A 24,754-nucleotide genomic window follows, 5' to 3' on the forward strand; every position below is an offset into this window, starting at 1 on the left:
TGGCGACTGGCTCACAGGGTATTCTGCTTCTAGCAACCATTATGTCTGTCGTGGGAGGTTAAGAAGGATTTAGCCTGATTGGGCTTGAGTAATTGGGTGCGAATGAGTATGAAAAAATTTGGCCAGCAAACAGAGAGTTAGGCTGTTTGCTGGCATTCATTATAACTGCTTCTTATTCATGGATTCAGCGATGTAATCGGCTTGTCGTATGGCTAATGCAACGATGGTGAGCGTTGGGTTTTCTGCGGCTCCGGTCGTAAATTGGCTGCCGTCTGAAATAAATAGGTTCGGTATGTCATGACTTTGTCCCCATTTGTTCACAACGCCGTCCTCTGGGCTTTCGCTCATTCGATTCGTTCCGAGGTTGTGGGTAGACGGGTAAGGAACGACTCGGTGCGTTTTTACGGCACCAACAGCCTCATAGACTTCAGCCCCTCGATCATAAGCGAAATTCCGCATAGCTACGTCATTAGGGTGGTCGTCAAAATGTACGTTGGGAACAGGAAGACCGTATTGATCTTTTACCTCATCGTTGAGTGTGATGCGGTTGGTTGATTGCGGCATATCTTCGCCGACAATCCACATACCTGCCATGTTTTCGTACCCTTCCATGGACTTCGCAAAATCTTCACCCCATGCGCCGGGTTTTAGAAATGCCGCCATAAAAGGCAGCCCCAAAGAGAGCGTCTCCATTTCAAACCCGCCCACAAATCCACGTGATGGATCGTGTTTAGATTCGTCAGTGATGATCCCTGCCATGGTTGTCCCTCGGTACATATGGACGGGCTTTTCAAATTCGGCGTAGACAGAGCCCGTTACATGTCGCATATAATTTCTGCCCACCTGATCAGACGTATTTGCTAAGCCATTTGGGTATTTATTGCTGGTGGAGTTGAGCAAAATACGTGGACTTTCAATTGAGTTACCTGCGACGCACACAACGCGGGCTTTCTGGAACTGTTGATCGCCGTTGCCATCTACATAGAGAACCCCGGTGACCTTACCGCTGTCATCATGGGCAATCGTCTGTACATGACTGAGAGGGCGTAATTCAAAGTGGCCCGTTTTTTCTGCTTTCGGAATTTCGGTGTAAAGCGTGGACCATTTGGCGGCAACACGACACCCTTGAAAGCAAAATCCGATTTGCTGGCAAGAAGGGCGGCCATCTCTTGGTTGAGAGTTTATCGCCATTCTCCCTGTATGAACGTTTTTATACCCTACTTTCTGAGCACCAGCCTGCATGACTTTGAAGTTGTTATTTCCGGGTAGGCCTGGGATATCATGGGTTCGAGTTACCCCCATTTTGTCTTCTGCTTTATCGTAATATGGTGCCATTTCTTGCAGAGTAAGAGGCCAGTCGAGAAGTGTGGCTCCCTCAACGGATCCATAAGTAGTTAGTGCTTTAAATTCATGGGCTTGAAAACGCAAGCTCGCACCTGCCCAATGTAGCGTTGAGCCGCCAACGGTTTTACAAATCCAAGCCGGTAGTCCGGGGAAATCCTTTGCGACTTGCCAAGTACCTGAGGTTGTTCGCGGTTCTAACCACGCTTCTTTACTAAACATTCCCCATTCGTTGTTTTCGAAGTCAGTTCTGTAATCAAGTCGCGATCCCGCCTCAAGGCATACGACGTTGATACCTTTTTGCGCCAGTTCATTGCCTAACGTGCCTCCTCCAGCCCCTGAGCCAATAACAACAACAACGCTACGATCATTTAAATCAAATTTGGTAGACATAGCTCTTACTCCTTCGCTGTCGTTGGCAACCAGTCAATATCGTCAAATCCACGATGAATATATCCACCTTTGGGAAATGACGGCCCTTGGTATCCAAATTTGGGCCAGACGTTTGGGTTGTCGTAAAAAGAAACCACCATGTTTCCACGTACGGTTTGGAAAAAAGGCGATTGAGCGATGTGATTAAGCTGGGCTAAGCGTTGGGCTTGAGATTTGTTGTTCCATTCACCGAGTGACTCTAGCCCTTCGACAATGATTGCTCGCGTTTGAGGATTTCCGCTGGCTGCGCCGTCTAAGCTTTCTACTGACGCAGCATAAAAGGTGTCGGATAAGTTGGGATGCGGATAGATAAGTCTACAAACAGTGAGCAGTTTTTCTCCTTGTTCGGGAGTAAGCGTATTCACTGTCAGAGCCCAGCTCTTTTCGGGTATGACGATCCCGAATGATGAGTATGCGAGTGCGGTAGATGCACTGAGTAACCCCAGTTTTAGTATTTTTCTGCGGGACATTGCTTGTTGCTTCATTGTGAATTCTCCTTTTCTGCTTACAGGCATTACATGGAAGCGAATCGACCTGTACGTTCAAGAAACTCAATTTTGTAACCATCAGGGTCGGTGATGAAAAAGAACGTTGCCATTGGATTACCCAAGTAATTCATTGTTTTTACGTCGGTAGGGGAAAGCCCTTTTTCAACCAAACTCGCGTGGATAGAGGCAATATCAGCGACAGAAACGGCGAGATGGCCATAGCCGGTACCGTGTGTGTAGGGTTCGGTGTTGTTATGATTGTGTGTCAGCTCAATTTCAAAGGATGTTTCTTGATTTCTTAGGTAAATCAGCGAGAAACCGTCAAAATCGAACCGCTCTTCGACATCAAGTCCGAGCACAGAATGGTAGAACTGGATTGATATATCTGGATCCAGAACCCGTATCATTGAATGGATTGCTTTTGCCATATGATGACCTCCACAGTGTGTGGAACTACCATACGCCTGCAAAGAGAATGGAGGGTGGTATTATGCTACCGCATGTTAAATTTATGTTTCGTTATGGGCGAGCTTGAGCTGTGAATTGGCGATAGCCATGGTTTTTTCTGTATCACTAAGATAAAGAATACAGCTACATCGTAGGAGAGAAGCAAAGTTTGAAACGTCACCATTAATGTCTAAGGCTTCGTCATAGATGGTGGTAAGAAAACGGCTTGTGTTCATGTTTTGGGAGCTCGCTATCTGGTCCAGAATTTCCCAAAATTTTTTTTCTAGTCTGACGCTTGTGCAATGACCTCCAAGCCGGATAGAACGGGTGTGGAACTCGTAATTTGTCGTATCTTGTCCCGCAAAAATAGTACACATATCGTCAATCTCCTACAGCTGGATTGCGGCAGCATAGTTTCTTACAATTTATAAGCGTAAGAAGAACGACTTAACTCTGCCGTCTTAACAATAATACTTTACGATTTGTGGCTATTTTAAGGGTAGGGGACATAGCTTCGGACTTGCCAAAAACGCGCTGACCAGTAGGGGTTATCCAGCGTGGAGATAATGACGCCTTTCGACGTGGATGCATGCATGAATTCGCGTTCGCCTATGTATATGCCGACGTGGTAGCGTCGGCTCCCTGTTTTAAAGAAAACAAGATCGCCATAACTCGCGTTCGTCAGTGAGACTTTTTTGCCATTCTTAACTTGTTGAGTTGTAGTTCTAGGAAGAGAGTGCTCAAAAATGGTGTTATAGGCATGCTGAGTGAAAGCAGAGCAGTCTATGCCTTTTTTACTACTTCCACCCCACCGATACGGTGTGCCTTTCCATTCCTTAAAGTACTGATTTAGTGCGAAGTTAACGTTCTTAAGCGTCACGTCTTCTTTTGGGGGGCTGGTTATTTCAGTGGAACGTTGAGCGGTGACATCAATAAAATCAGGCGTCACTGAAGGGGAAGAGCAGCCAAACAAAAACAGGCTGCCAAAACATAAACAGGCTACTGAGTAAAAAGGTCGCATGAAACAGATAGATACACTAAGAAAACACTGAATTCTAGTTTAGGGTAGCCCTGTTGCAACCGCAATGCAGTAATAACAGACAGTCTTGAAGTTGAGATATCTCGGAGCCTGATGAAAACACAAAGCGAAAGATCATCAGGCTGATAAGCGAGATTATGCGGCAGATTGATTGCGTCTGATATACCAGTCAGAAATGTACGTCGAAAGGGCAAGAACCGCGGGCTCACTAGCACCTGGCTTGACAGCAAGACCACTCACTATTGACGTTTCATGTGAATGTTGGTCAAGCCAGTCGAGCGTATCCATTTTGTCTGTTATCGAACAGGCCGCGATAAGCGATGCTGCCATGCCAGATTCAATGGCGGCGTTTAAGCCATGGAAGTCTGCGGCAGACAAAACGACGTGATAGGGCACATTAGCACGGTCGAGTAGCTCAAGGGCAAGTCGACCCCAGCGGCAGTCACTTTCTATCGCAATGGGTAACGGTCGCTCTTTGCAATAACTCACGTGCTTTGCCTTTGCCCAAACAAGTTTTTCAGTGAACAGCTCCTGTGCGGGATAGCTTTGATCATGGATATTTATTAAAGCGAGATCTAATCGTCCGTCACGGACTTGCTTGATGAGTCTTTGGCTGCTGTTGCTCTGAACAGAAAGCTGCAAATTCGGATAACGCTCAGTGAAACCTGTCAGAATTCGCCGGAATACCAGATTGACATAGTCGTCACAGACGCCGAATTTCACCAACCCGTTCATTTCTGGATTGTGAAAATGCGCAACAGCCTCATCGTTTACGCTGAGCATCTGACGCGCATAACTGACTAAGGTCATCCCGTGAGCGGTAAGTATGTGTCTGCGTCCTTTTTTCTGAAAAAGCTTCACTCCAGTGATTTCTTCGAGTTTTTTCATCTGCATGCTCACCGCAGATTGGGTGCGATGAACACTGTCGGCAGCGGAAGCAAAATTTCCGCAGTCTACGATGGCCACCAATGTTCGGAGTTGGTCCACATCCAGATTTTTCATAGTTCAACTCCTTTGATGTTTTGTGTGAATAATATTGGCTTTTCTGATTAATTAAATTGGTTAATCATTAACCTGTCAAGATGAGAGCGACGTCAGTTAGGAGGGGCCAGTGATGGGAGAGAGCTTAAGACAGATAGCGAAAACGGAAACCGATAAGCTGTTATCAAAGGTTGTTGCGGTACATATTGAGCTGGTATCAAAAGCGACACATAGACTTTGGTCGGCTTGGCGTAATTACCAATTAATGAAAGAGTTAGAGCTTCGGGTCAATGATGACGTGTTTTTACGAGACATTGGAGTGACTCGTGACCAAGTGAACGCTGAGCTTGCGATGTTGAAGCGAGGAAAAAGACGCAACAAGTAGTTACGCAAAGAAGCCTGAGAAGCAAGCTTGGGAAAGTAGCGCGTAGCGATGTGACAAATCAATTTACCTATCGAGTCCTTGAGCAGGCCATTCTGCTATGAGTCCCGACCATTGAAATGGTGCGGGATTTTTTCTTTTTAGATCTCGGTTGCAAAAATAATCGTCTGCTTTATCACCAATGAACCAAAATTATATGCGTAGGTCTTACCTATTAGATATGGGTAAATGCTTTGTGTTGTTAATATATCTGCAATGAATAGGTGCTGTATTTTGCGCAACGCGATTGTCACTATAAGTAGTCATAAAATGTACAAAAATTTTATTAAAGTTTTGCGATAGTGAAAACCCGTGACTACACTTTAGTTAAGTCAATGACTCAAAAGGCGATTTCATAATTAATTTGTAGCTTTGGATGGTCTTCACGAATAATAACCGCGTTATAGTGATGGTTGTCACAGTGATTATTTAGAGTTATCATTTGCGTAGAATGAAAAATGCGATGCATATCTTGTTTGGTTGTGTTGACCTCGAAAGAGTTCCCCCACTTTTTGTCAGCCACCACCAAGATAAAAATTGATAAGAGTTCATATAACAATAAGGCCTTTTATTTAGGCCGACTGGACATAAAACAGTTATAAGGAATTGGTTTGGCCGCCGACAGCCTTATGATTGGTCCAACATTTGGCGTTACTGCATAGCTGGACTTTACTCGCACTTAGCGATGAAAAGTTAAAGTAACCTAACCCGGGCACCATGGACCGGGTTTTTTATTGCCTGAATATTTTTAGCAATACCCTGATAAAAAAAAGCCAGACAAATGTCTGGCTTTTTTATGTCTACTAAATGGCGAAATTATTCGCTTTTGTCAGCGTCTTGCTTCTCTGCAACGACAGCGAACTCTCTTGTAGGTTTCCCAACAATAGAGCGCGTTGCCTCTTTTATGTCAGCCAGAACAACTTCGATCTGGTCACCGAGCTTAAACTCAACGTTACCATCAACACTAATCGTACCGTTGTCACCGTTGCATTCTACACGCTTTTTGTTATCAACAATCAGTGAGGCTGGAACAAACGCCATTGCGCCGTTTTCCAATAATCGGGTGCGCATACCCGCGCGATTGATATCGAAAATCTCAGCACTAAAGACAGTTTTCTTCTCAACTTCGCCTTTAAGCAGTCGAACGTACAACCAATCAGCAACATCACGTTCTGCCATGCGATGATGCTTACGATGAAGTGCAAGCTCGTCACCGACTTGCTCATCAGGGGTTTCCGCGGATGTTTCACCACGTACAATCGCTTTTAGTAGGCGATGGTTAACCATGTCGCCGTATTTACGAATTGGAGAAGTCCATGTCGCGTATACGTCGAGGCCCATTGCGAAGTGTGGCGCAGGCGCATTGTCGATTTCGCTGTATCCTTGATACTTACGAATGCGGTTATCCAAGTACGTTGTTTCTTGGGTGTTCAGCCAGCGACGAAGTGCCGAAAAGCCCTCAATCGTCTGAAGTGACTCGATAGTAGTGTCCGCACCATGCTCATTGACAAGGGTCAGCGCGTCAGCAATTTTTTCTGACGTAAAACCTTCGTGCGTATTAAATACACCAAAACCAAATGCAGCTCGAAGCGCGCGACCAGCACAAATATTTGCGGTGATCATTGCTTCTTCAACCATGCGATTTGCAGTTCGGCGAGGATCGACATGGATAGCGACGACATCATTATCTTCACTGAGTTCGAAACGGTAGTCCGGACGGTCAGGGAATGTCACGGCGTTGCTCTCACGCCAGTGAATACGCGCTTTCGCTAGGCCATGCAAAGCTTTTACTTGCTCAGCAATGACATCAGACGGTTCCCACTTTTCGCAACTGCCTTTTTCGAAGAAATCAGACACATTGTCATAGGCCAAGCGGCCGTGAGATTTAATGGTTGCCGCAAAGAATGCGGCATCATCTGAAATCGTGCCATCTGCAAGTACTGTCACTCGACAGCAAAGTGCTGGGCGAACTTCATCTTCACGCAATGAGCAGAGATCATCGCTCAGTTCTCGTGGCAACATCGGGATATTGCGACCTGGCAAATAGATGGTGAACCCACGTTCACGCGCTTCTTTGTCAAGATCGGTATTTTGTGCGACGTATGCCGTTGGGTCTGCAATAGCAATCGTCAGTGTGAACGTACCGTCGTCATTCGCAATCGTATGCAGTGCATCATCCATGTCCTTAGTTGATTCACTGTCGATGGTGATAAAAGGTAGTGCGGTTAAATCCTCACGGACCAAACCTTCGTCCAGCATTTCCCAGTTTGCTTGTGGGGCTGGTTCGACGTTTGGAAGATTGTGCTTGGCAAGGGTAACCCACCATGGCGCGATTTTATCGTCAGACTCAGTGATCTTTTCGCTGATTTCACAAAAGAATCCGTTCTCGCCATTTAGCGGGTGACGGACAAGGTGTGCGACGACCCAGTCACCTTCAGCAAGCGCACTATGGCTCAAGCCTTTGCGCGTTTTTGCGCGGATAGCATCTTTCAGCTGAGGACTATCCGGTACTACGTTCAGCTTGTCGCGGATCATTTTTACACGACCGATAAAGCGATCCACTGACTGCTCCAGTAATTCATCTGGTTCCGCGACTTCTTTTTCTTTTTCGGTGCGGATCAATGCAACCACTTTATCGCCATGCATGACTTTCTTCATGTAGATAGGTGGGATGAAAAAGCTGGTTTTGCTGTCTACTTCCAGAAAGCCAAAGCCTTTTTCAGTTGCTTTGATGGTGCCTTCTTTTTTAGGAATGCTTTCTTTAATTTGCTGTTTAAGCTGTGCAAGTAATGGATTGTCTTGAAACATTAGCCTGGTCTCAGATTGTGAACCGCCACACTATACGGATTCAAGATGTCAAAACCAAGGCATAAAGGTGGAGAAATTGTAACTTATACGTCTGGTTTATCTTAATTGAAGGATTTATCAGGATTGCGTGATGTGTTCGCAAAATCTCGTTGAGGAGATCCCTATCTCTCCCGCGTGGGTTGTAGTTCATTGCATTATTTTATGTATGGCATCTCAAACTTTACTTGTGTTGAATGCCAAATTTATTGGTGATGACAGAATAGTCAAACAATGTATACAAAATGACGAACGGTTTAATGGGAATGACTGAAGCACTGGCCTCGGCGGAAACGACAGAAACTGAAGAATCGCTGGAGCTTTGGTGCAAGACGCTTTTTAAGCGATTAGAACGCGACGTAGGTGCAATCAACGTTGCTTTGTTTGTTTTATCTGAAAACAAACCGTTACTTTGTGCAAGTCTGACGACTCGTGTTTTTCATTTCTATCCCGATTTTCGGCCTGCTGAAGAGTATGGTGGCTACTCAATTGATTGGGAAAAAGAAGCAAGCAAGTGTGAGAAAGAGTTTTCATTAATCGGAGAGTTTGCTGTAAATGGTGTGTGGAAGAAAGACAATGCGCAATGGGAACATACGGTACTGAGATTAAAAAAGGGAAGCCAAACGCTGGCATACCTGTTTGTTGAATCGGAATGTACGTCAGGTGTTAGGGCTTTTTATCCGACACTTTTTGATTGGGTCTACGATACCGCCGCCGAAAATTTAAAATACCTCTTGCTGAAACAACAGTTGGCTCAAGTTAAGAGTGACAAGCACCAGAACGAGTTGAACCTTGCCTTAAATAATCACCAACTCTCATCCCAGCTCTCCTACATCAAAAGCCTGCACGAAATATCTCTGCGTTTTACGAAGGCCACGACGATTCACGCGCTGTGTCGTATCGCAGTTGAGCTTGGCCGTAGCAAGCTGCAAATCGATCGTATGGGTATCTTTCTGTGTGACATGGACAGCTCCGAAATGTGGGGAACGTGGGGGACCGACATTGACGGAAACGTGGTTGATCGATCCGACTTCCGAACAGAAATGCCTAACAACCTTTTTATGGAAGAAGCGTTTTCTAAAAAGAACCAACTAATCGTGAAAGAGAATGTCCCTCTTTATTTTGGTACTAAACAGGTGGGCGTTGGTTGGAACATCATGATGGTTATGTGGGATGGCGATAACTGTATTGGTTGGCTGGCAGCTGACAATCTACTTTCCCAGTCAGTGTTAGATGAGCCCAAAAAAGAAGCCTTCAAGCTACTCGCGGCGTCTGTTTGCCAAAAAATCATTAAGCTTCGTGAAACAGAAGCGGCAGATGAACGGTATTACGCACTGCAAGAGCAAATAAGGCTTCAAGCAGAGAAAGACAGCGAAGTCGAAAACCAATTGATGAACGCGCGCAAACAAATGCGTTGGTTGGAAGTGCGAGATGAGAAGTTAGGTCTGCTTAATGCCACGTATCTGGATCTTGCTCTGCCTCGTTTCGTGAAAATGGCGAAAGATGAAAAAATGCCAGTGACAGCGGGCGTCGTGTCTATCGATTTTTTCCAAGGATATAAGAAGCAATACGGTGAGTTGCCCGCTCAACGTCTAATGATGTCGATCGCGGATGATTTGAAATGTCACTTACGTGATTTTGACGACCAATTGTTGTGCCTAATAAAAGAGGGGCAGTTTGCATTTCTGGTAAAAACAAAAGATGAAGTTCATCTAAGAGACATTGCGACTAAAATTGTCGACGAGACCTACCACCGAAACATTGAAAACGATACGTCGAACTACTATCAACGTGTTACCTTGAGCCTCGGCATTGCCGTTAACTGTGCAGGGTTGTTCACCAAACCTATTGGGGTGTTAAAAAAAGCTGAAAAGGCGTGTTTGATTGCTGAGAAACTAGGCCGAAACAGGTTTTGCATCGATTAAATGCTTTTTCGGTTAACGTGAATTTCCGCATGAAATAACAGCGAATCGTTGCGTAATTAGTCGTTTGCAGTCAAAAAGTCAGCAGTCGTAGAAAGAATTGTGAAGTTGTTCAATTTTTTCTGGCTTTTTTTAGTTTAGTGGCGCAGAATGCTGACCCTTATTGCCGAGGCCCATAGCGTTAGTTACTGTTGCAGAGAGTAGGACGTCATTGTTTTTAGTTACTTTGACCCTGCATCAGTGAGAAATAACAGTGCAAAACCGCTAGAAGGGGCCCCGTTACTTTTGTCTATATATTGGGATCCCAATGCAAGATACTGTTACTGAATTTCGCCAGCTAGAACTGGCTGAAAACATCCTTTCCGCTCTTGATGAGATTGGCTTTGTTGCGCCAACTCCTATCCAGGCGGCTTCTATCCCTGTTCTTATGACCGGTGTTGATGCACTGGGTAAAGCACAGACTGGTACGGGTAAAACCGCTGCATTCTCTTTACCTCTGTTGAACAAACTGGACCTTAACCAGCACAAACCACAAGCCATCGTAATGGCGCCTACTCGTGAGCTGGCGATCCAAGTTGCAGCAGAAATGAAACTGCTTGGTAAGAAAATCCAGGGACTGAAGGTTCTTGAAATTTATGGTGGTGCGTCGATCGTTGATCAAATGCGCGCACTACGTAGCGGCGCACACATTGTTGTGGGTACGCCAGGTCGTGTTAAAGACCTGATCAACCGCGAACGTCTTCAACTGGACGAAGTTCATACTTTCGTTCTGGATGAAGCAGATGAAATGTTGAAGATGGGTTTCGTTGACGACGTAACTTGGATCATGGAGCAAGCACCAGCGACAGCACAACGCGTTCTGTTCTCTGCGACTATGCCTCCAATGGTTAAAGAAATCGTTGATCGCTTCCTACGTGAACCTGCGCGTATCGACGTGGCAGGTAGCAACCGTACTGTTGAGAAAGTAGAGCAGCAGTTCTGGGTTGTTAAAGGCGTAGAGAAAGACGAAGCAATGGCTCGCCTTCTTGAAACCGAAGAAACTGACGCATCTATCGTATTCGTACGTACTCGTCAGGATACTGAGCGTCTGGCTGACTGGCTGTCTGCTCGTGGCTTTAAAGCTGCAGCACTTCACGGTGACATTCCTCAGTCTCTTCGTGAGCGCACCGTTGATCATATCAAACGTGGCGTAATCGATATTCTGGTTGCGACTGACGTTGTCGCTCGTGGTCTTGATGTTCCGCGTATCACGCACGTATTTAACTACGACATCCCATTCGATGTTGAGTCGTACATCCACCGCATCGGTCGTACTGGCCGTGCAGGTCGCGCTGGTAAAGCGATCCTGTTGGTTCGTACTAACCAAATTCGTATGCTGCGCACTATCGAGCGTGTTACTTCTACCCGTATGGAAGAAATCCAACTTCCAATGCGTGACAAAGTAGCTGAAGCTCGTCTGACTAAACTGGCTGCTGATCTGGCAGAACAGAAAGAAGCAGAAAGCTTGGAAGCATTTGTAGGTCTGATTGAGAAACTGCAAGAGCAGATCGAAGTTGACACTGCAACGCTAGCAGCAATGCTGCTTCAACGTCAGCAAGGCAAACGCCCACTGTTCTACCATGGTCCAGATCCAATGGTTGCAGCACTTGAGCGTGAAAGCCGTCGTCGCACTGAACGTGGTGAGCGCGGTGAGCGTGGCGAACGCGGTCCTCGTGACGGTAACCGTGGTGAGCGTGGCGAGCGTCGTAGCTACAACGCTGCAGATTGGGATACTTACCAGCTACAAGTTGGTCGTGACCAAGGCGTACAAGTTAAAGACATCGTTGGTGCAATCGCGAACGAACTGGGCCTAGAGAAACAATTCATCGGTTCAATCAAACTGGCAACAGGTCACACCTATGTTCAGTTGCCGAAGAAAATGCCTCAAGAGATCCTGGGTCAACTGAAGCAACTGCGCATTCGCCAAAAAGCGACTGATGCACAATTGGTTGAAGGCCATGTGAACATGGAGCCACCTCGTCGTCGTAACAACAACGGTGGTGAGCGTAACGGTAACCGTCGTTTTGACGACCGTGGCCCACGTGGTCCACGTGGTGGTGACCGTGAAGGCAATCGTGGTGGTCATCGTGGCGATCGCGGTGAGCGTGGTGGAGAGCGTAACGGTGAACGCGGCGAGCGTCGTTTCAACCGTGACCGTGGCGGTGAACAACGTTCATTCCGTGGTGAGCGTCGCCATACCGAAGCGTAATCCCTGAAAAGCCGGCGAAAGCCGGCTTTTTTCTTTTTAGCTCCCAGAAATGGATACCTTTAGGTTCTAACGTTTGGGACGTTTTAAATCCATTAATATTGCTATATTTCTGATTCAGCGTTCCTTTTTGAGGACTGCTTTATGCTGAATATGCAATTTGATAAACGTGTTATCATCAACACGAATGAGCTCGAATGGCAAGCCTCACCCAGTGCTGGCGTGATGCGTAAGCCATTGTCACGAGAACATGCAGAGCGTGGACGCGCTACGAGTATTGTTCAATACCTTCCCAATAGTTCCTTTCCTAAGCATCAACATCCGTTAGGTGAAGAAATTCTTGTACTCTCCGGTACATTTTTAGATGAGAAGGGTGAGTATCCGGCAGGTACTTATATTCGTAATCCGCCAGGGTCTTCTCACTCGCCTTATAGTGTTGAAGGTTGCACCATATTCGTGAAACTCCAACAGTTCTCTTCGAATGATCAGCATTCTGTCCGCATTGATACCACTGCAAAAGAGGGGTGGATTGATGCTCAAGGGAAACTGAGAATGCTACCGCTGCACGAGTTTAATGGCGAACAAGTTGCCATGATTCGATGGCCTGCGGCACAACATTTTTTCTCGATTTCCCACTTTTGTGGAGAAGAGGTGTTTGTTTTGGAGGGGGAGTACCGCGATGAGTTTGGTCGTTACCCCGCAGGTACGTGGATAAGAAACCCACATATGTTTGAGCACAATCCCTATGCGATGGAAGATACACTACTTTGGGTGAAAGTGGGTCACCTCCCTTATCCGCACCAACTCTGACCCCATATCTACTTTTATAACGACCAGTAAAGGGTTACGTTGTAACACAAGTGAAGTGGCGACCTTGTTAATTAATCCCGTAACTGCGTTAATCGTTCGTGTTTAAACAAAACAGTCGCTTTTCTAATATGTACGTGAAAGACGTAACAATGAGACAAATGTCTGTCTGACATGCCGCTAGTATATTGCTTGAGTGAAATGCCTTAGGAAGAGCATGCACTCAGTTTTACAGTTTTATCAGGATGCGGCCAATCAGGATGTTCAAGAGTCAAAGCCCGAGTCAGTTGCCATACTTTGATTTGGCACCTGTGCCTATGCTGCTTATTAATGAGCATGGGGAAATTGTTCATATTAACGGTGAGGGCTTTAACCTTCTCCGTTCAGTCGTCTCTGACGAAATTGCCACGTTAGATGGATGCATGGCTCGCGGCCAGTGGGCCGACGTAAAACGGTTTTTTGATATCGCTATCAATGCTAAAACCGATACGATTTATCGAAACATCCTGAGACTAAAAGGCCAAAGCATTAATCATTTAATGACGGTTTCCATCGCGTCTTCGTCTCCCAATCCCCTTTATGTTGCAGCATTTTCACCTTACTACGACACCTTTACGTCGAAGATCGATATAGATCAGATGCCTATGTGTATGGCGATTGTGAATGATCAGGGGCGTTATGAGCAGATCAACCCAGCATTTTGCCAACTCGTTGGTTATGAGCTTGATGAACTTATAGGAGCGAAAGAGGATAACATTTCATTTTGTTCTGATGCCAATTCGGAAAAACCGTTACGTGTTCGCCTTTCGCAGAACGATGAAAGCCATTACAGCGTAGAAAAAAGGTACATACACAAAAACGGGCATCAGATTTGGGTTAGAACGTTTGTCACGCAAGTTAGCGCAGCGAAGGACCGAAAACTGTATGTTGTTGCAGTGGTCAATATTCATGAAGAGAAGCAACTTCAAGAAGTCATTTCTACCTCTGAACGTAGATTCCGCGCAATCGCTGAAAATGTAAGTTCGGTAGTGTGGATATCGGCTTCCGATCCAATGCGTCTTCTTTACGTAAACAAATGCTATGCCACGATCTGGGAAGAGTCTGTCGACAAACTTTACACAGACCCTCGCTCGTTCCTAAATAGGATTCATCCGAATGATCGGGAACTTGCTGCTGAAATGCGGTTTTCGTCTTCGACAGAGTCCTGGAGTATTAATTATCGTCTCGTTTTCCCTGATCATAGAGTAAAGCACGTGCGAGATAGCGGGCATTGTGTATTCGATGGTAATGGCGAGTTGATCTATCGTGTTGGAACGCTAACTGATATTACGTATGAGATCGACCAGCGTGACACCATGATGGTCATGGCCAAAAAGCTACGTGATCTGGTGGATTTTGATTCATTAACAGGCATTAAATCTCGACATGCCATCATGACCGATGTAGAGGACGCCTATCATCAATATACTCAAAATGGTAAGCCTTCCGTTTTGGTCTATTTTGATGCGAATGGCTTTAAAGCGATCAACGATACCTACGGCCATGAAGTGGGAGACCGCGTACTAATTTCAATCGCAGACCATTTGACCAGTAATATTCGCGATACAGATGTTGCTGGGCGCATAGGTGGTGATGAGTTTGTCGTTATCCTGAGACATGCTGCGCAGAAAGAAGTGCCTCAAATCCTAGAAAGATTGAGCGGTGAAATTACGTCACCTGGCTTGCCGGATGAAGTGAGAATTTCATTGAGCCTAGGGGCTGTCGAATTGACGTCTGAAATTGATTCGGTAGAAGAATGGCTAAGCAGTGCTGATGGCTCTATGTATGAAAACAAGCGTAAGTTTAAACGTGCTCGCTACCCGTCGATTAGAACGGTGTGAGCTTTCGTATATTTGTATGGTTTAGTAACACATTGACGTATTGAGTACTTCTTTACACCCAAACGTCTGGCCCTCAAAAGTGTATAAACAAGTATTAGAACTTTATGCTGATATGTTTCGGTTGTTTTTAAAATGAGACACATCTCTGTATTGCATCGGCGTATTCTCTTAGTTGAATAACAGAGGGATTCGCCATGCAGAGCGTAGTAGAAGTATTCGGAACCGCACTTGCCAGCTATTACAATGGCAATAAATCAGGAAAGCTCATTGTTAGGGAAAACAATGGCACGTCCGTGATCCCAACGTCTGATTTCTTTCGTCGTCCGGAAGATGTCGCCACGGATCGAATCGCTCTGTCATATTGTCGACGAAGTGTGTTAAACATTGGAGCCAGTAGCGGAGAGCATTCACTGTTTCTCGTTGCAAAAGGCATCAAAGTCATTTCTATTGATAATTCTCCCATTGCTTGTGCGATCATGCATCAACGGGGCGTACCTTCTGTTATTTGCGGTCATTTGTTTGATCAGCACCCGATGTTTGATCGAACGTTTACATGGTTGGCGCTAAGAGGCGTGGTGGGTCAGCTTGGAAACATCCGAAATTTTTTCCATTTCCTCGATTTAGCGCATCGCAATCTTTATCCGGGCGGACGATTGATCTTAAGCTCTGAAAATTTACGTTATGAAGGTTATCGCACACGTCATCTCACCTTTGAGTTTGATGGACGTGTCAGTGAAGAAGTGCCTTGGTTTGATATCGGGATGTCAACGCTTCGTCAAATCGCTGACAGCAGAAACTTCAACTGCCGAATTGTGTATTGCGATGATAGCAATAAATATGTGGCCTTACTGACTAAGCGGTAACGGGTTGGCAGAGTAGATGAATTGAAGAGATGGGGCTTATAGCCCCATTTTTTTTGAATATTTCTCGACGCAGTCAATAAAGTGAGCGCGCTCATCTTCATCGGAAATCGCCTTTGCCTGAGCAGCAAGCGTACTTCTATCTGCCAATGAGTTTTTTACCTGCCAAACAGCATAGGAAGCCTGTTTATCGAGTTCAATTTTTTGTTTTTCTGCAGGGGGTAGCAAGGCGAGGTTGTAACTCATGGGATATCTCTTTTCGAAATGACGGCGATACGATAGCGAAGAGTGCGACAAACGACAAGAGCTTACTGTCACCTTACCTCTTACTGACACAAATTATAGGTCGCTGACATAACATGGCTTTATTGAATAGATAGGTTTCACGCGAGGAAACATGGAATTTACCTATCACGATCGTCAAACGATTTATGATGCTTGGATGTCGTATAAAGCGAAATTACGTATCACCCAGATAGAAATGGCAAAGCGATTGGGTATCAGTCAGCTCGACTTTTCAAAAGCTCTCAGAGGTGACGTGCCAATGGAGAAAGGATTCGTATATCGTTTCTGCAACGAGATTGGGCTGGATCCCGAACTGTCATTGCCGAGCCTCAAAAACAGTAAGCCAGCCCAACAGGGTGGCCCTATCTTGATTAAGACGTCTTTCGTTGTCGATGGTACAGTATCAAAAGTTGAATACTCGGATAACCAAGTGTTTATCGAATTTGTTAAAGAAGCATAAGAAAAGCCATCTGAGGATGGCTTTTTCGTTTTTATAGAAACGTATCGAGAAGGGGGACGTGTTACTTTGTCACCATTTTGGCAATCTGTTTAGCTCGCTCTTCATCGGATAACTCCGAAGGAGGCGGAACAAGGATTCCCTTCTGGCAAGCGGGTCGCTCCGCCAGCTCATCAACCCAACGCTGCAAATGCGTTAATCCTGATATATCAACACCGCTCCACTCGTGGATTCTGACCCATGGCCAAGTGGCAATATCTGCAATTGTGTATTCATCACCGGCGAGATACGCGTTGTTTTCTAGCTGGCTGTTCATGACTTCAAAAAGGCGTCGGCCCTCTTTTTGGTATCGTTCGATAGCCGCGGGAATTTTCTCAGGGAAGTAGCGATAAAATACGTTGGCTTGTCCCATCATGGGGCCAACGCCGCCCATTTGAAACATCAACCATTGAATAACTTGGCTACGTTTTTTTGGATCTTCCGGCAAAAACATGCCTGTTTTTTCCGCGAGATAAAGGAGAATCGCACCCGATTCAAATACCGCAAAATCATCGTTATCACGGTCTATGATTGCGGGAATGCGTCCATTGGGGTTGATAGCGAGAAACTCTGGTTTTTTTTGATCCAAAGCCATTAGATCTAACGCATGGAGCGTATAGGGTAAGCCCATTTCTTCTAACGCAATCGAAACCTTAAAACCATTAGGCGTTCCAGCAGTATAAAGCTCTATCATGGTAATCGTTCCTTTCGACTAGTCTTTGAACGCGTCGCGCTGATTGATTTTTTCTACCCACGCTGTCAATGCTGGATAGTCGTGATCAATGTGAATGTCCATATTCTTGATGAACTGACACATGACATAAGCGGTAATGTCCGCAACCGAAAAGCCATCACCAGCTAAGTAAGCGGATTCGGAGAGTCGGTCTTCGAGTATAGGAAGAAACTCTATGATTCGTTGCTTTGACTCTTCGCCCCAAGCTTCAACACAACGTTCTCTATCGCTATATATTCCTGAAATATTTCTGAAAGCTTGAAACGATACAAACAACCCTTGGAGTTCGGCGATGCGATTCCACATTTCAATTTGAGCGATTTCAACGGGCGTAGTGCCAAACAAGTTGTGATCAGATGGAAATGCAGCATCGATATAACGACAAATCGCCATAGATTCGGAGATCGTTGTGCCGTCGTCGAGTTCAAGCATAGGGATGCGTCCGTTAATACTCTTGGCTTTGTAATCACCCGTGGTGTTTTCTCCACCGCGGATATCAACGTCTACTCGAGGAATATCAATCCCTTTTTCTGCGAGGAACAAGCTGACACGCCTTGCGCTTGGTGCGGGTGCTTTTTCGTAGAGTTTCATTCAACGCTCCCTGTCTTTGTGATCAAAAGAACCAAGTACACAAAGTGAAACTTCACGCACTTGGTTATACGTTATACCAGTGGAAGGAGGACAGTGACGATAACACCTTCTTGGTTGGTGCGATTTGAAATTGCTAAGCTGCCCCCATGGAATTCAGCCACCAATCTTGCAATATACAATCCCAACCCTAAGTGAGGTTTATCTGACTTCTGGCGCTCACTACGTACAGAGACCATAGAGTTGAGCAATTGATTTCCCATATTTTCAGGGAGTAGGGGGCCGGTATTGGAAACCGTGACAACCGCCATGTTTTTACGCTGCGTTAGGTACACCTCGATGCTGGTTCCGGGCGTTCTGAATTCCACGGCATTGGCGACGAGCTTGTCGAGAAGCTGGGCAATGTATTCAGGCACACCATTCGATGTATAACTACCTTCAGTTATTTTTAGTGTAAACGCCTGATCTGGATAAGCAAATTCATACCCTTGAACGCAGCCTTCTATGACTTTTTCTAATGGATACGAGACGCTTTCTGCATGCTCAAAGCTTTGTTCTAGCCGCGTTGCTTCTGTCATGCTTGATAGAATTGTCGCCAGACGGCTTACACCTTCTTGCGCGCGATTAATATACCGTTGTTGATCTTCATCCTGAGTCACGAATGACAGATTTTCGAGCGAAGAGCGAACAACAGCGACTGGGGTTCGTAACTCGTGTGACAAGCTGGAAGACATTTTCTCCAAATAGCTGTTGTAGTCCGAAAGGCGTGTCACCATGGTCGATAAGGTTCGGGACAAATCACCAATCTCATCCGCACTCGAAATGGGTTCTAACTGGTGTTTAACTCTGCCTTGTGGGTCAATGGCACTTTCAGCATCATCACGCAGTTTTCTAACTCGACGTGAGATATGAGAACCAAACAAAAGTAACACAATGACACCGGTACAAATCACCGCTAAAAGCACATTAAAGAGCTGCTCCAGTGCTTTGTTTCGCAGTGTCTTTATGCCTTTCGTTGTTTCTTCAACCACGACGGCACCAATGACATCACCGTTAACTTTGATAGGGTATGCCGCGGATAAAATCATTTCTCCCTGCTCGGGTGTCACGCGCCAGTTGGCGTAAGGGCGACCCAATAATGCTTGTTGAACATCTACGCCTCGGACAATGGCGGCATTTTGCATCTCATCAACTACTTCCTCGGGAGGACGTTCGAGTAGCTGATAGTAAATTGGGTTGAGTATGTGCGTTTGTAGCCAGCCCATCATGCCTTCGGGAGTGTCTTGGTATTTAATGGTTGTTTCCCAAACGCCATTCGCAGATTGAAGATCACCGGCTTTTGCGAGTACTCGACCGTGTTTGTCAACGACCCACACCACAGATGAGCCATCTTCCATACCCGATAGCACTTTCTCAATTTGAGGTGACGGAACAAGGAAAGTACCAAGCGTTTCTGCGCTGCGCGGGTTTGATGTTGCGATAATGGTTTCGACGTTTCGATTAAAGCGATCGTTCACATTGTAATAGGCGATACTGAGTTTCTCGCCAATCAACCACCCGGGCAGCGAGAGTTCAATGGTGTAACCTGTCGCCGTCTCTTGCCACCATGCCTTGATCGCCTCGGATAAAAAGTTGTGTTCGTAATCTGAAATGTCATCGCCGATGAGATAAACATCCGCTTTACCACTTTTTTTAGCGGCTATGGCGTAGCGTTTGAGTTCACCCTCAGGGGTCGTTAACGTGATCGTAAGATGATCGTTGCGGTCGATGCGGTCGGCGTTATTGCGTTGAAGGACGGGGCTTTTGTCTCTGATTTCAATTAGCGCGTAAACATCATGTCCGTCGCTTCCTAAAGAAAGATCGAAGTTAACATCATCGTCGTTATAGGGTGTGCGGCTAAATAACACATAAGGATCGCGATAGTGTGCGGTGTGGGCACGGTACCGTTGCCAATCTAATGCGGACCCATCCAAGTCGATTGGGCTTTGCAAGGCGATAGCATAAAGATCTTTCCCTTCTTCAAGCCTAGGTTTGGTATTGAGTTGTCGATCAAAAAGCTCGGGTTGTTGATTGAGTGCCATTGAAAACGCGCGGGCAGATCCCATGAGGGTTTGTTCTTGCCCTTGCCTCAGCACATTTTCCAGCTCCCAAACATAGTTGTAACCAATGAGAGGGAGAAGGAGTAATAGTCCTGATAACAGCACGATTTTGGTTCTAATACCTGAAAATACATGCCAGACACGGGAGACCAAACCTGTCATTTTGAGCTGTCCCAACGATAGCCCATACCGTAGACCGTATCTATATGGTCAAAGGTAGAATCCAACGCGATGAATTTCTTGCGGATACGCTTAACATGCGAGGTAATTGTGCTGTCGTCTACGACGACATGTGCTTCTTGCATCAGATCCTGTCGGCTCCTTACATGACCAGGACGCTTAGCCAATGCATGGACGAGCCAGAATTCCGTGACGGTGAGATCGACGGTTTTTTCGTCCCAAGAGACTTGCATACGATTGAGGTCGAGCAGGAGTTTCCCGCGCTCCAAAATTGATTCCGTCTCAGCAGTGGTTTGATTGAGAAGATCACTGCGTCGGAAAAGTGCCGCAATTCGCGCCATCAAATGGGGAAGAGAAACATCTTTTGTCAGGTAATCATCCGCGCCCATTCGGAGACCGACCACGGTATCTATATCACTGTCTCTTGCCGTCAGGAAAATGATCGGAAGTGTTGCCGACATCGCCCTTAAAGACTGACAAAGGTGAAAACCACCGTCGATTTCATCTGCCAACCCGATATCAATGATGGCGAGATCGGGCAGACGCTGTTTGAAACCATCTTCTGCGTCAGGTCTGTTGGCATAGGTTGATACGGCATAACCTTGCTTTCTCAGAACGTCAGCATAGTTTTCTCTGATGGCAGGTTCATCTTCAACGATAGCGATGCGTTTCATTTTTACTCAATTAATCAAACAGTAGATAGAACGACTATACCGCAAAATATCTATGGAAAAAGGGGTTCTCAGAGAATTGAGGTAAAAGCCATTTTTTTGCCACAATTGCCCTGCACATTGCCATTATTGCTCCCAATCCCTGCCATTTTGACTTGGTTTAATAATCTCATCGAAACAAGACATGGGTACGACACCCACTCCCAATCAGGATGAGGAAATCAAAATGAAAAATCTAAATAAAACGCTTATTGCTATCTCCCTCGTGGTCCCAATGGTGATGTCGAGTGCTCACGCGACAGAACAGCGTGTACAGCAAGAGAGTGATTCAAATGTTGGTCTAATCGGCTTTGGTGGTGGTGCGGCTCTTGGAGCCGTCATTGGTGGACCTATTGGTGCAGTTGCTGGTGCGGTAGTCGGTGGCCTCATCGGTCAGGTCGCGACTTTTGAGGAAGAAAACAAATCGCAGGAAATGTTAATCAGCCAGATGCAGGATGAAAATCACCGCTTGAATTCGTTCAAAGAGCTGTACGCTGAAAATGAAATAGAGCTGGCAACTCTGAAAGCGGCAATGCAGGAACGCAACGTCGAGTTGGATCTGGCGATGGATATTCAATTCCGCACGAATTCATCTGAGATTGAACCTCACTTCCAGAAACAACTCGATGAGGTTGCGTTCTTTATGCAGCAGCAACCGGATGTTCATTGGGATTTGGAAGGGCATGCCGACGTGCGTGGTAATGAGAATTACAATCTAACGTTGTCACAAAGTCGCGTTCAAGCCGTCTTTGATTATCTGGTAGATCAAGGTGTCGATCCTGTGCAATTGAGTGCGACGGCATATGGTGATCAATTAGCCATTGAAACGGATGGTGACCGTGAAGGCTATTTTTTTGACCGCCGTGTAAGCCTGCGCTCTGTATCTGGCGCGACAGAAACAGCGAACCACTGATATGGAGCAGTCCATGGATATTCGACCAGCGACGGTAGAAGACGCGGAGCGCATCAATGCGCTCTGCCTAACACTCGGCTATCCCTCAACAATTGAAGAGACTGAGCGACGCATAGAACGCGTAATGAAAGGAGAAACGAGTGGGATAATGGTGGCTGAACTGTGCAATTTAGTGGTGGGTTTTGTCACTTATCATGTAGTTGACGTAGTGCATGACGACATGCCTTGGGGGAGGATATCGGCAATTGCTGTCGATGAAAACTTTAGAGACATGAGTATTGGTAAGCAATTGCTGGAATGTGCAGAGAAATCTTTAAAACGTAATCATTGCCTGCGCATTGAAGTAACGAGCCATATTAGTCGGGAGGAAGCCCATGGGTTTTATCTTCATCTAGGGTACCGCATTACACCGCTTCGATTTATCAAACTTCTTGCTCATCGTGTGCTGGTGGGGGCAAGTTGAAAGTTATCTGATGCTATGGCTTGCTCGTGTTTCAATAGCCAAGCCTTGGCATCTAATCCCCCGGCATACCCCGTTAGCTTTCCACTTTTTCCAATGACGCGGTGGCAGGGTACGATTATTGCGATAGGGTTCTGGCCATTTGCAGCTCCGACAGCGCGTGAGGCGTTGGGTTTATCGAGCAAATGTGCTAACTCACCATAACTGCGTGTCTCACCAACCGGAATGCGTTGTAGGAGTGTCCACACTGCCTGTTGGAATGCAGTGCCCTGAAAATCTAATGGGACATTGAAAGCAATGTTCTCGCCTGAAAAGTAGCGGTCTAGCTGCGCGGTGACATCGTTAAATTTCGACTTGTCATGAACATGTGCCTCTGTCACGGGAACATCGTATTTAAAGTCAGGTAAAGAGAGCGAGGTCAGCCCTTTGTCTGACGCTGTCAGTGTGATGGTGCCAAGCGGGGAAGAATAGGTGCAGTGATACTTGGCCATGAAAACATCCTTATGATCAGGCGGAGTAGGGGCAGATAGAAAACAGGCCGCGAGATGCGGCCTGTTTCTTTTTGATTACTTGTTCAAGTAAGCGCATGCAACTTGGAATGCAGGCTCTTGGAATTGCTTCAGACCCACTTCTTTCATTGAAACCATGATTGGGTTGCGTTTCATAGATTCTTTCATTTCTGATGCTGTGAAGACTTCACATTCGACAGATTCGATCAGTTGCAGTGCTGCTTCCATTTTAAAGCCAACTGCGCTGCCAGCAAATTTACCTTTCATTGGGCGTTCGCGGATAATAATCTTGTCCACTTTGTAGTCTTCCATCAGTTTAAAAAACTGACGTTGGAACAAACGGATTTGCTCAGTGCTTGCGCCATCAGTGATGGTGAACTTGCGTGCACGGCAATCAGGCACATCAAACAGGCCTTGGCTTAGATCTACTAGACAGATATTCGCTTCATTGCTTTTAAAGTCGACGCCACAAACTCGCATTTTTCTTATTCCACATGTAAATGAGCGAAACATTATAAGCAAACCAAGACGGTTGGTCATGCAATAACATGAGAATAACGTGCGACTGACGGAATTTAGTGCAGAAATGGTGCTTGTTGTAGATGGTTTAACGGAAGTCGCTGAATGATTTTTTCAGTTTGGCTTCGGTGATTCCACGGATAATTTTAAGGTCGGGACGTTTTCGAAGATCGACATACTCCACTTCTCTAAACGCTTCGGTTCTTGCTGAATAAAATAGCTTAACGGTTGGCGTCATCAAATCGTCGGGATTTTCCTTACACACTAATCCTACGCGGCCATTGCTTAACTCAACCACTGAGCCAATCGGGTAGAATCCGATGCAGCGAATAAACTTCTTGAGCAAGTCGGGATCCAGGTGAAATGGCGTCAGTCCAATCATGATTTTGAATGCCTCGGAAGGTGAAAGCGCAGGTTTATAGCAGCGCTCAGCCGTGAGTGCGTCGTAGATGTCCACAATGCATGACATTCGGCCAATGAGAGGGAGTTCATCGCCTTTTAGCCCTTTGGGATAGCCGTTACCATCTATTTTTTCGTGATGCATAAGGCTCACGTTCTTACTGTTCTGAGGCAGGTCGAGCATACTGTCGAGAACTGGCTGAGAGAGAGTTTGGTGCTCCTTCATATGCAGGAACTCTTCATCAGTTAGCTTGCCTGGCTTGTTGAGTACCTCGTCACGTACCAGAATTTTGCCAATGTCGTGAACCAGACCGCCAATCGCTAGTTCTTCCAGTGTCTCTCTATCGAATTCTAGAAAACGTCCAAAATTTACCAAGTGAAACGCCACATTCATTGAATGCTCGAGAAGATAAGCACTTTTTTCGCGAATACCACTGATCCACAGTACTGCGTCTTTTCGCTCAAAAATGTTCTCTACTATATCGGCACTCACTTCTTTGACGGGCTCGATATCGACGGGCTTGTTCTCGTAAATTGCGGTTAGAAGTTTGCTGAGTTGTTTTTTTGAGGTATCAACCAACTCCTTGGCTGCGCCATACTCATCATTTCCTTTAATTGATGAGTGTTTTCCAACCTTGGTTGCCTGATAACGAAGATCTTCGTCTGATGTGATTTGATCCGCATCGACGTAAACGAAAATCACGCCTTTGTTGCGAAGGTTTTCTATGGTTTCTTGGCGACGGATGAAGCCTGGTTTTTTCATCTTTGTACGGGCATGTTGAGATTCGATTTGCTCGACGTACATACCTATCTCAACGTTATCAATGGCGACTTTTTGCAGCATTGATGTGGGCTCCGTATACAATATTCTTTGGCTGGCTTTGCGTGTTTACTATTCGAATTGGGTTTCGCAATTTGAAAGCGAAAATGCATATAGTTATGAATATAACTATATACAAAATACGAGATTTTGTTGGTTTTAAAAGACAAAGCAATGAGTTTGTTGCAGTTTATCCGTATGCATCACTATATAAACTTAATTATATGGAGTAAGTGCGGGATGCTACTTTATTGAAAAAAAACAGTTTTAGTTTGTATCGCACGATGATAAATGCGCTCGCCTTAGCCGACAAAACAAACAATTTCATCGTTAAGG

At 45.7% G+C, this 24,754-nt stretch carries 24 protein-coding genes; 9 read left to right on the forward strand and 15 right to left on the reverse strand.

Annotated features, from left to right (window positions below; genetic code table 11):
* Positions 1-159: 159 nt before the first annotated feature.
* From LRP49_RS00135 to LRP49_RS00160, 6 genes are all read right to left on the reverse strand, one after another.
* Positions 160-1,734 carry a GMC family oxidoreductase gene (locus LRP49_RS00135; protein WP_274139368.1) on the reverse strand — a complete coding sequence of 525 codons (1,575 nt, stop codon included), beginning with the start codon at positions 1,732-1,734 and terminating at the stop codon, positions 160-162.
* A 5-nt stretch (positions 1,735-1,739) separates the two neighbouring features.
* Positions 1,740-2,258: a hypothetical protein gene (locus LRP49_RS00140; RefSeq protein WP_274139370.1), complete on the reverse strand. Its 519-nt coding sequence runs from the start codon at positions 2,256-2,258 to the stop codon at positions 1,740-1,742.
* Between the two features lie 29 nt (positions 2,259-2,287).
* Positions 2,288-2,689: a VOC family protein gene (locus LRP49_RS00145; RefSeq protein WP_274139372.1), complete on the reverse strand. Its 402-nt coding sequence runs from the start codon at positions 2,687-2,689 to the stop codon at positions 2,288-2,290.
* A gap of 81 nt (positions 2,690-2,770) precedes the next feature.
* Positions 2,771-3,085, reverse strand: a complete 315-nt coding sequence (locus LRP49_RS00150) for a ribbon-helix-helix domain-containing protein (RefSeq protein ID WP_274139374.1) — start codon at positions 3,083-3,085, stop codon at positions 2,771-2,773.
* A 116-nt stretch (positions 3,086-3,201) separates the two neighbouring features.
* Positions 3,202-3,729 (reverse strand): C40 family peptidase, encoded by a 528-nt coding sequence (locus LRP49_RS00155; protein WP_274139376.1) that lies wholly within the window; start codon positions 3,727-3,729, stop codon positions 3,202-3,204.
* A gap of 153 nt (positions 3,730-3,882) precedes the next feature.
* Entirely contained in the window at positions 3,883-4,749 is an 867-nt protein-coding gene (locus LRP49_RS00160; protein ID WP_274139377.1) for a LysR family transcriptional regulator, read from the reverse strand.
* A gap of 109 nt (positions 4,750-4,858) precedes the next feature.
* Here LRP49_RS00160 and LRP49_RS00165 point away from each other — a divergent pair, with 109 nt between their 5' ends.
* On the forward strand, positions 4,859-5,113 hold the full coding sequence (locus LRP49_RS00165; RefSeq protein ID WP_274139378.1) for a hypothetical protein: 255 nt from the start codon (positions 4,859-4,861) through the stop codon (positions 5,111-5,113).
* Between the two features lie 852 nt (positions 5,114-5,965).
* Here the strand turns inward: LRP49_RS00165 and LRP49_RS00170 are convergent.
* The gene (locus tag LRP49_RS00170) at positions 5,966-7,957 is read right to left on the reverse strand and encodes an exoribonuclease II (RefSeq protein WP_274139379.1); all 1,992 of its coding nucleotides are present in this window, start codon (positions 7,955-7,957) and stop codon (positions 5,966-5,968) included.
* Between the two features lie 281 nt (positions 7,958-8,238).
* Between LRP49_RS00170 and LRP49_RS00175 the strand changes: the two genes are divergently transcribed.
* From LRP49_RS00175 to LRP49_RS00195, 5 genes are all read left to right on the forward strand, one after another.
* Positions 8,239-9,918, forward strand: a complete 1,680-nt coding sequence (locus LRP49_RS00175) for a GGDEF domain-containing protein (RefSeq protein ID WP_274139380.1) — start codon at positions 8,239-8,241, stop codon at positions 9,916-9,918.
* Positions 9,919-10,222: 304 nt separating this feature from the next.
* Positions 10,223-12,163, forward strand: coding sequence for a DEAD/DEAH box helicase (locus LRP49_RS00180; RefSeq protein WP_274139381.1), 1,941 nt, complete (start codon positions 10,223-10,225; stop codon positions 12,161-12,163).
* A gap of 141 nt (positions 12,164-12,304) precedes the next feature.
* Positions 12,305-12,970 carry a cupin domain-containing protein gene (locus tag LRP49_RS00185; RefSeq protein ID WP_274139382.1) on the forward strand — a complete coding sequence of 222 codons (666 nt, stop codon included), beginning with the start codon at positions 12,305-12,307 and terminating at the stop codon, positions 12,968-12,970.
* Between the two features lie 257 nt (positions 12,971-13,227).
* Positions 13,228-14,847 carry a sensor domain-containing diguanylate cyclase gene (locus LRP49_RS00190; RefSeq protein ID WP_274139383.1) on the forward strand — a complete coding sequence of 540 codons (1,620 nt, stop codon included), beginning with the start codon at positions 13,228-13,230 and terminating at the stop codon, positions 14,845-14,847.
* Between the two features lie 194 nt (positions 14,848-15,041).
* Positions 15,042-15,710: a class I SAM-dependent methyltransferase gene (locus tag LRP49_RS00195; RefSeq protein ID WP_078751896.1), complete on the forward strand. Its 669-nt coding sequence runs from the start codon at positions 15,042-15,044 to the stop codon at positions 15,708-15,710.
* 36 nt (positions 15,711-15,746) lie between these two features.
* Here LRP49_RS00195 and LRP49_RS00200 read toward each other — a convergent pair whose 3' ends face one another.
* Positions 15,747-15,953, reverse strand: a complete 207-nt coding sequence (locus tag LRP49_RS00200; RefSeq protein WP_274139384.1) for a DUF3283 family protein — start codon at positions 15,951-15,953, stop codon at positions 15,747-15,749.
* A 151-nt stretch (positions 15,954-16,104) separates the two neighbouring features.
* Here LRP49_RS00200 and LRP49_RS00205 point away from each other — a divergent pair, with 151 nt between their 5' ends.
* Positions 16,105-16,452 (forward strand): transcription initiation factor IIB family protein, encoded by a 348-nt coding sequence (locus LRP49_RS00205; RefSeq protein WP_274139385.1) that lies wholly within the window; start codon positions 16,105-16,107, stop codon positions 16,450-16,452.
* 61 nt (positions 16,453-16,513) lie between these two features.
* On the opposite strand, the gene LRP49_RS00210 is transcribed toward LRP49_RS00205, so the two are convergent.
* The 4 genes from LRP49_RS00210 to pdsR all read right to left on the reverse strand — a co-directional run bounded on the left by LRP49_RS00210 (position 16,514) and on the right by pdsR (position 20,762).
* The gene (locus LRP49_RS00210) at positions 16,514-17,182 is read right to left on the reverse strand and encodes a glutathione S-transferase family protein (protein WP_274139386.1); all 669 of its coding nucleotides are present in this window, start codon (positions 17,180-17,182) and stop codon (positions 16,514-16,516) included.
* 18 nt (positions 17,183-17,200) lie between these two features.
* Positions 17,201-17,812, reverse strand: a complete 612-nt coding sequence (locus LRP49_RS00215; RefSeq protein ID WP_274139387.1) for a glutathione S-transferase family protein — start codon at positions 17,810-17,812, stop codon at positions 17,201-17,203.
* 71 nt (positions 17,813-17,883) lie between these two features.
* Complete coding sequence (gene pdsS, locus LRP49_RS00220; protein ID WP_274139388.1) at positions 17,884-20,070, reverse strand: proteobacterial dedicated sortase system histidine kinase; 2,187 nt, start codon at positions 20,068-20,070, stop codon at positions 17,884-17,886.
* Positions 20,067-20,762: a proteobacterial dedicated sortase system response regulator gene (gene pdsR / locus LRP49_RS00225; RefSeq protein ID WP_274139389.1), complete on the reverse strand. Its 696-nt coding sequence runs from the start codon at positions 20,760-20,762 to the stop codon at positions 20,067-20,069. The genes pdsS and pdsR overlap by 4 nt, the downstream gene beginning before the upstream one ends.
* A gap of 223 nt (positions 20,763-20,985) precedes the next feature.
* Between pdsR and pdsO the strand changes: the two genes are divergently transcribed.
* Positions 20,986-21,711, forward strand: coding sequence for a sortase-associated OmpA-like protein PdsO (gene pdsO, locus LRP49_RS00230; RefSeq protein WP_274139390.1), 726 nt, complete (start codon positions 20,986-20,988; stop codon positions 21,709-21,711).
* Between the two features lie 13 nt (positions 21,712-21,724).
* Positions 21,725-22,174: a GNAT family N-acetyltransferase gene (locus LRP49_RS00235; RefSeq protein ID WP_274139391.1), complete on the forward strand. Its 450-nt coding sequence runs from the start codon at positions 21,725-21,727 to the stop codon at positions 22,172-22,174.
* On the opposite strand, the gene LRP49_RS00240 is transcribed toward LRP49_RS00235, so the two are convergent.
* The 3 genes from LRP49_RS00240 to LRP49_RS00250 all read right to left on the reverse strand — a co-directional run bounded on the left by LRP49_RS00240 (position 22,147) and on the right by LRP49_RS00250 (position 24,442).
* Complete coding sequence (locus tag LRP49_RS00240) at positions 22,147-22,662, reverse strand: methylated-DNA--[protein]-cysteine S-methyltransferase (protein WP_274139392.1); 516 nt, start codon at positions 22,660-22,662, stop codon at positions 22,147-22,149. The genes LRP49_RS00235 and LRP49_RS00240 overlap by 28 nt on opposite strands.
* Before the next feature lie 75 nt (positions 22,663-22,737).
* Positions 22,738-23,160 (reverse strand): DUF3010 family protein, encoded by a 423-nt coding sequence (locus tag LRP49_RS00245; protein ID WP_274139393.1) that lies wholly within the window; start codon positions 23,158-23,160, stop codon positions 22,738-22,740.
* A 127-nt stretch (positions 23,161-23,287) separates the two neighbouring features.
* The gene (locus tag LRP49_RS00250) at positions 23,288-24,442 is read right to left on the reverse strand and encodes an HD-GYP domain-containing protein (RefSeq protein WP_274139394.1); all 1,155 of its coding nucleotides are present in this window, start codon (positions 24,440-24,442) and stop codon (positions 23,288-23,290) included.
* Positions 24,443-24,754: the final 312 nt, after the last annotated feature.

The organism is Enterovibrio qingdaonensis, assembly GCF_028683135.1.
Classification (GTDB): Bacteria; Pseudomonadota; Gammaproteobacteria; order Enterobacterales; family Vibrionaceae; genus Enterovibrio; species Enterovibrio qingdaonensis.

Bases quoted from the DNA above. Each gene is read 5' to 3' on its own strand.
- LRP49_RS00145 (WP_274139372.1), bottom strand. From the start codon at position 2,689: ATGGCAAAAGCAATCCATTCAATGATACGGGTTCTGGATCCAGATATA.
- LRP49_RS00205 (WP_274139385.1), top strand. From the start codon at position 16,105: ATGGAATTTACCTATCACGATCGTCAAACGATTTATGATGCTTGGATG.
- LRP49_RS00245 (WP_274139393.1), bottom strand. From the start codon at position 23,160: ATGCGAGTTTGTGGCGTCGACTTTAAAAGCAATGAAGCGAATATCTGT.
- LRP49_RS00155 (WP_274139376.1), bottom strand. From the start codon at position 3,729: ATGCGACCTTTTTACTCAGTAGCCTGTTTATGTTTTGGCAGCCTGTTT.
- LRP49_RS00170 (WP_274139379.1), bottom strand. From the start codon at position 7,957: ATGTTTCAAGACAATCCATTACTTGCACAGCTTAAACAGCAAATTAAA.
- LRP49_RS00250 (WP_274139394.1), bottom strand. From the start codon at position 24,442: ATGCTGCAAAAAGTCGCCATTGATAACGTTGAGATAGGTATGTACGTC.
- LRP49_RS00185 (WP_274139382.1), top strand. From the start codon at position 12,305: ATGCTGAATATGCAATTTGATAAACGTGTTATCATCAACACGAATGAG.
- LRP49_RS00135 (WP_274139368.1), bottom strand. From the start codon at position 1,734: ATGTCTACCAAATTTGATTTAAATGATCGTAGCGTTGTTGTTGTTATT.
- LRP49_RS00200 (WP_274139384.1), bottom strand. From the start codon at position 15,953: ATGAGTTACAACCTCGCCTTGCTACCCCCTGCAGAAAAACAAAAAATT.
- LRP49_RS00150 (WP_274139374.1), bottom strand. From the start codon at position 3,085: ATGTGTACTATTTTTGCGGGACAAGATACGACAAATTACGAGTTCCAC.
- LRP49_RS00190 (WP_274139383.1), top strand. From the start codon at position 13,228: ATGTTCAAGAGTCAAAGCCCGAGTCAGTTGCCATACTTTGATTTGGCA.
- pdsO (WP_274139390.1), top strand. From the start codon at position 20,986: ATGAAAAATCTAAATAAAACGCTTATTGCTATCTCCCTCGTGGTCCCA.
- LRP49_RS00240 (WP_274139392.1), bottom strand. From the start codon at position 22,662: ATGGCCAAGTATCACTGCACCTATTCTTCCCCGCTTGGCACCATCACA.
- LRP49_RS00235 (WP_274139391.1), top strand. From the start codon at position 21,725: ATGGATATTCGACCAGCGACGGTAGAAGACGCGGAGCGCATCAATGCG.
- LRP49_RS00180 (WP_274139381.1), top strand. From the start codon at position 10,223: ATGCAAGATACTGTTACTGAATTTCGCCAGCTAGAACTGGCTGAAAAC.
- LRP49_RS00175 (WP_274139380.1), top strand. From the start codon at position 8,239: ATGACGAACGGTTTAATGGGAATGACTGAAGCACTGGCCTCGGCGGAA.
- LRP49_RS00140 (WP_274139370.1), bottom strand. From the start codon at position 2,258: ATGAAGCAACAAGCAATGTCCCGCAGAAAAATACTAAAACTGGGGTTA.
- LRP49_RS00210 (WP_274139386.1), bottom strand. From the start codon at position 17,182: ATGATAGAGCTTTATACTGCTGGAACGCCTAATGGTTTTAAGGTTTCG.
- LRP49_RS00160 (WP_274139377.1), bottom strand. From the start codon at position 4,749: ATGAAAAATCTGGATGTGGACCAACTCCGAACATTGGTGGCCATCGTA.
- pdsS (WP_274139388.1), bottom strand. From the start codon at position 20,070: ATGACAGGTTTGGTCTCCCGTGTCTGGCATGTATTTTCAGGTATTAGA.
- LRP49_RS00195 (WP_078751896.1), top strand. From the start codon at position 15,042: ATGCAGAGCGTAGTAGAAGTATTCGGAACCGCACTTGCCAGCTATTAC.
- pdsR (WP_274139389.1), bottom strand. From the start codon at position 20,762: ATGAAACGCATCGCTATCGTTGAAGATGAACCTGCCATCAGAGAAAAC.
- LRP49_RS00215 (WP_274139387.1), bottom strand. From the start codon at position 17,812: ATGAAACTCTACGAAAAAGCACCCGCACCAAGCGCAAGGCGTGTCAGC.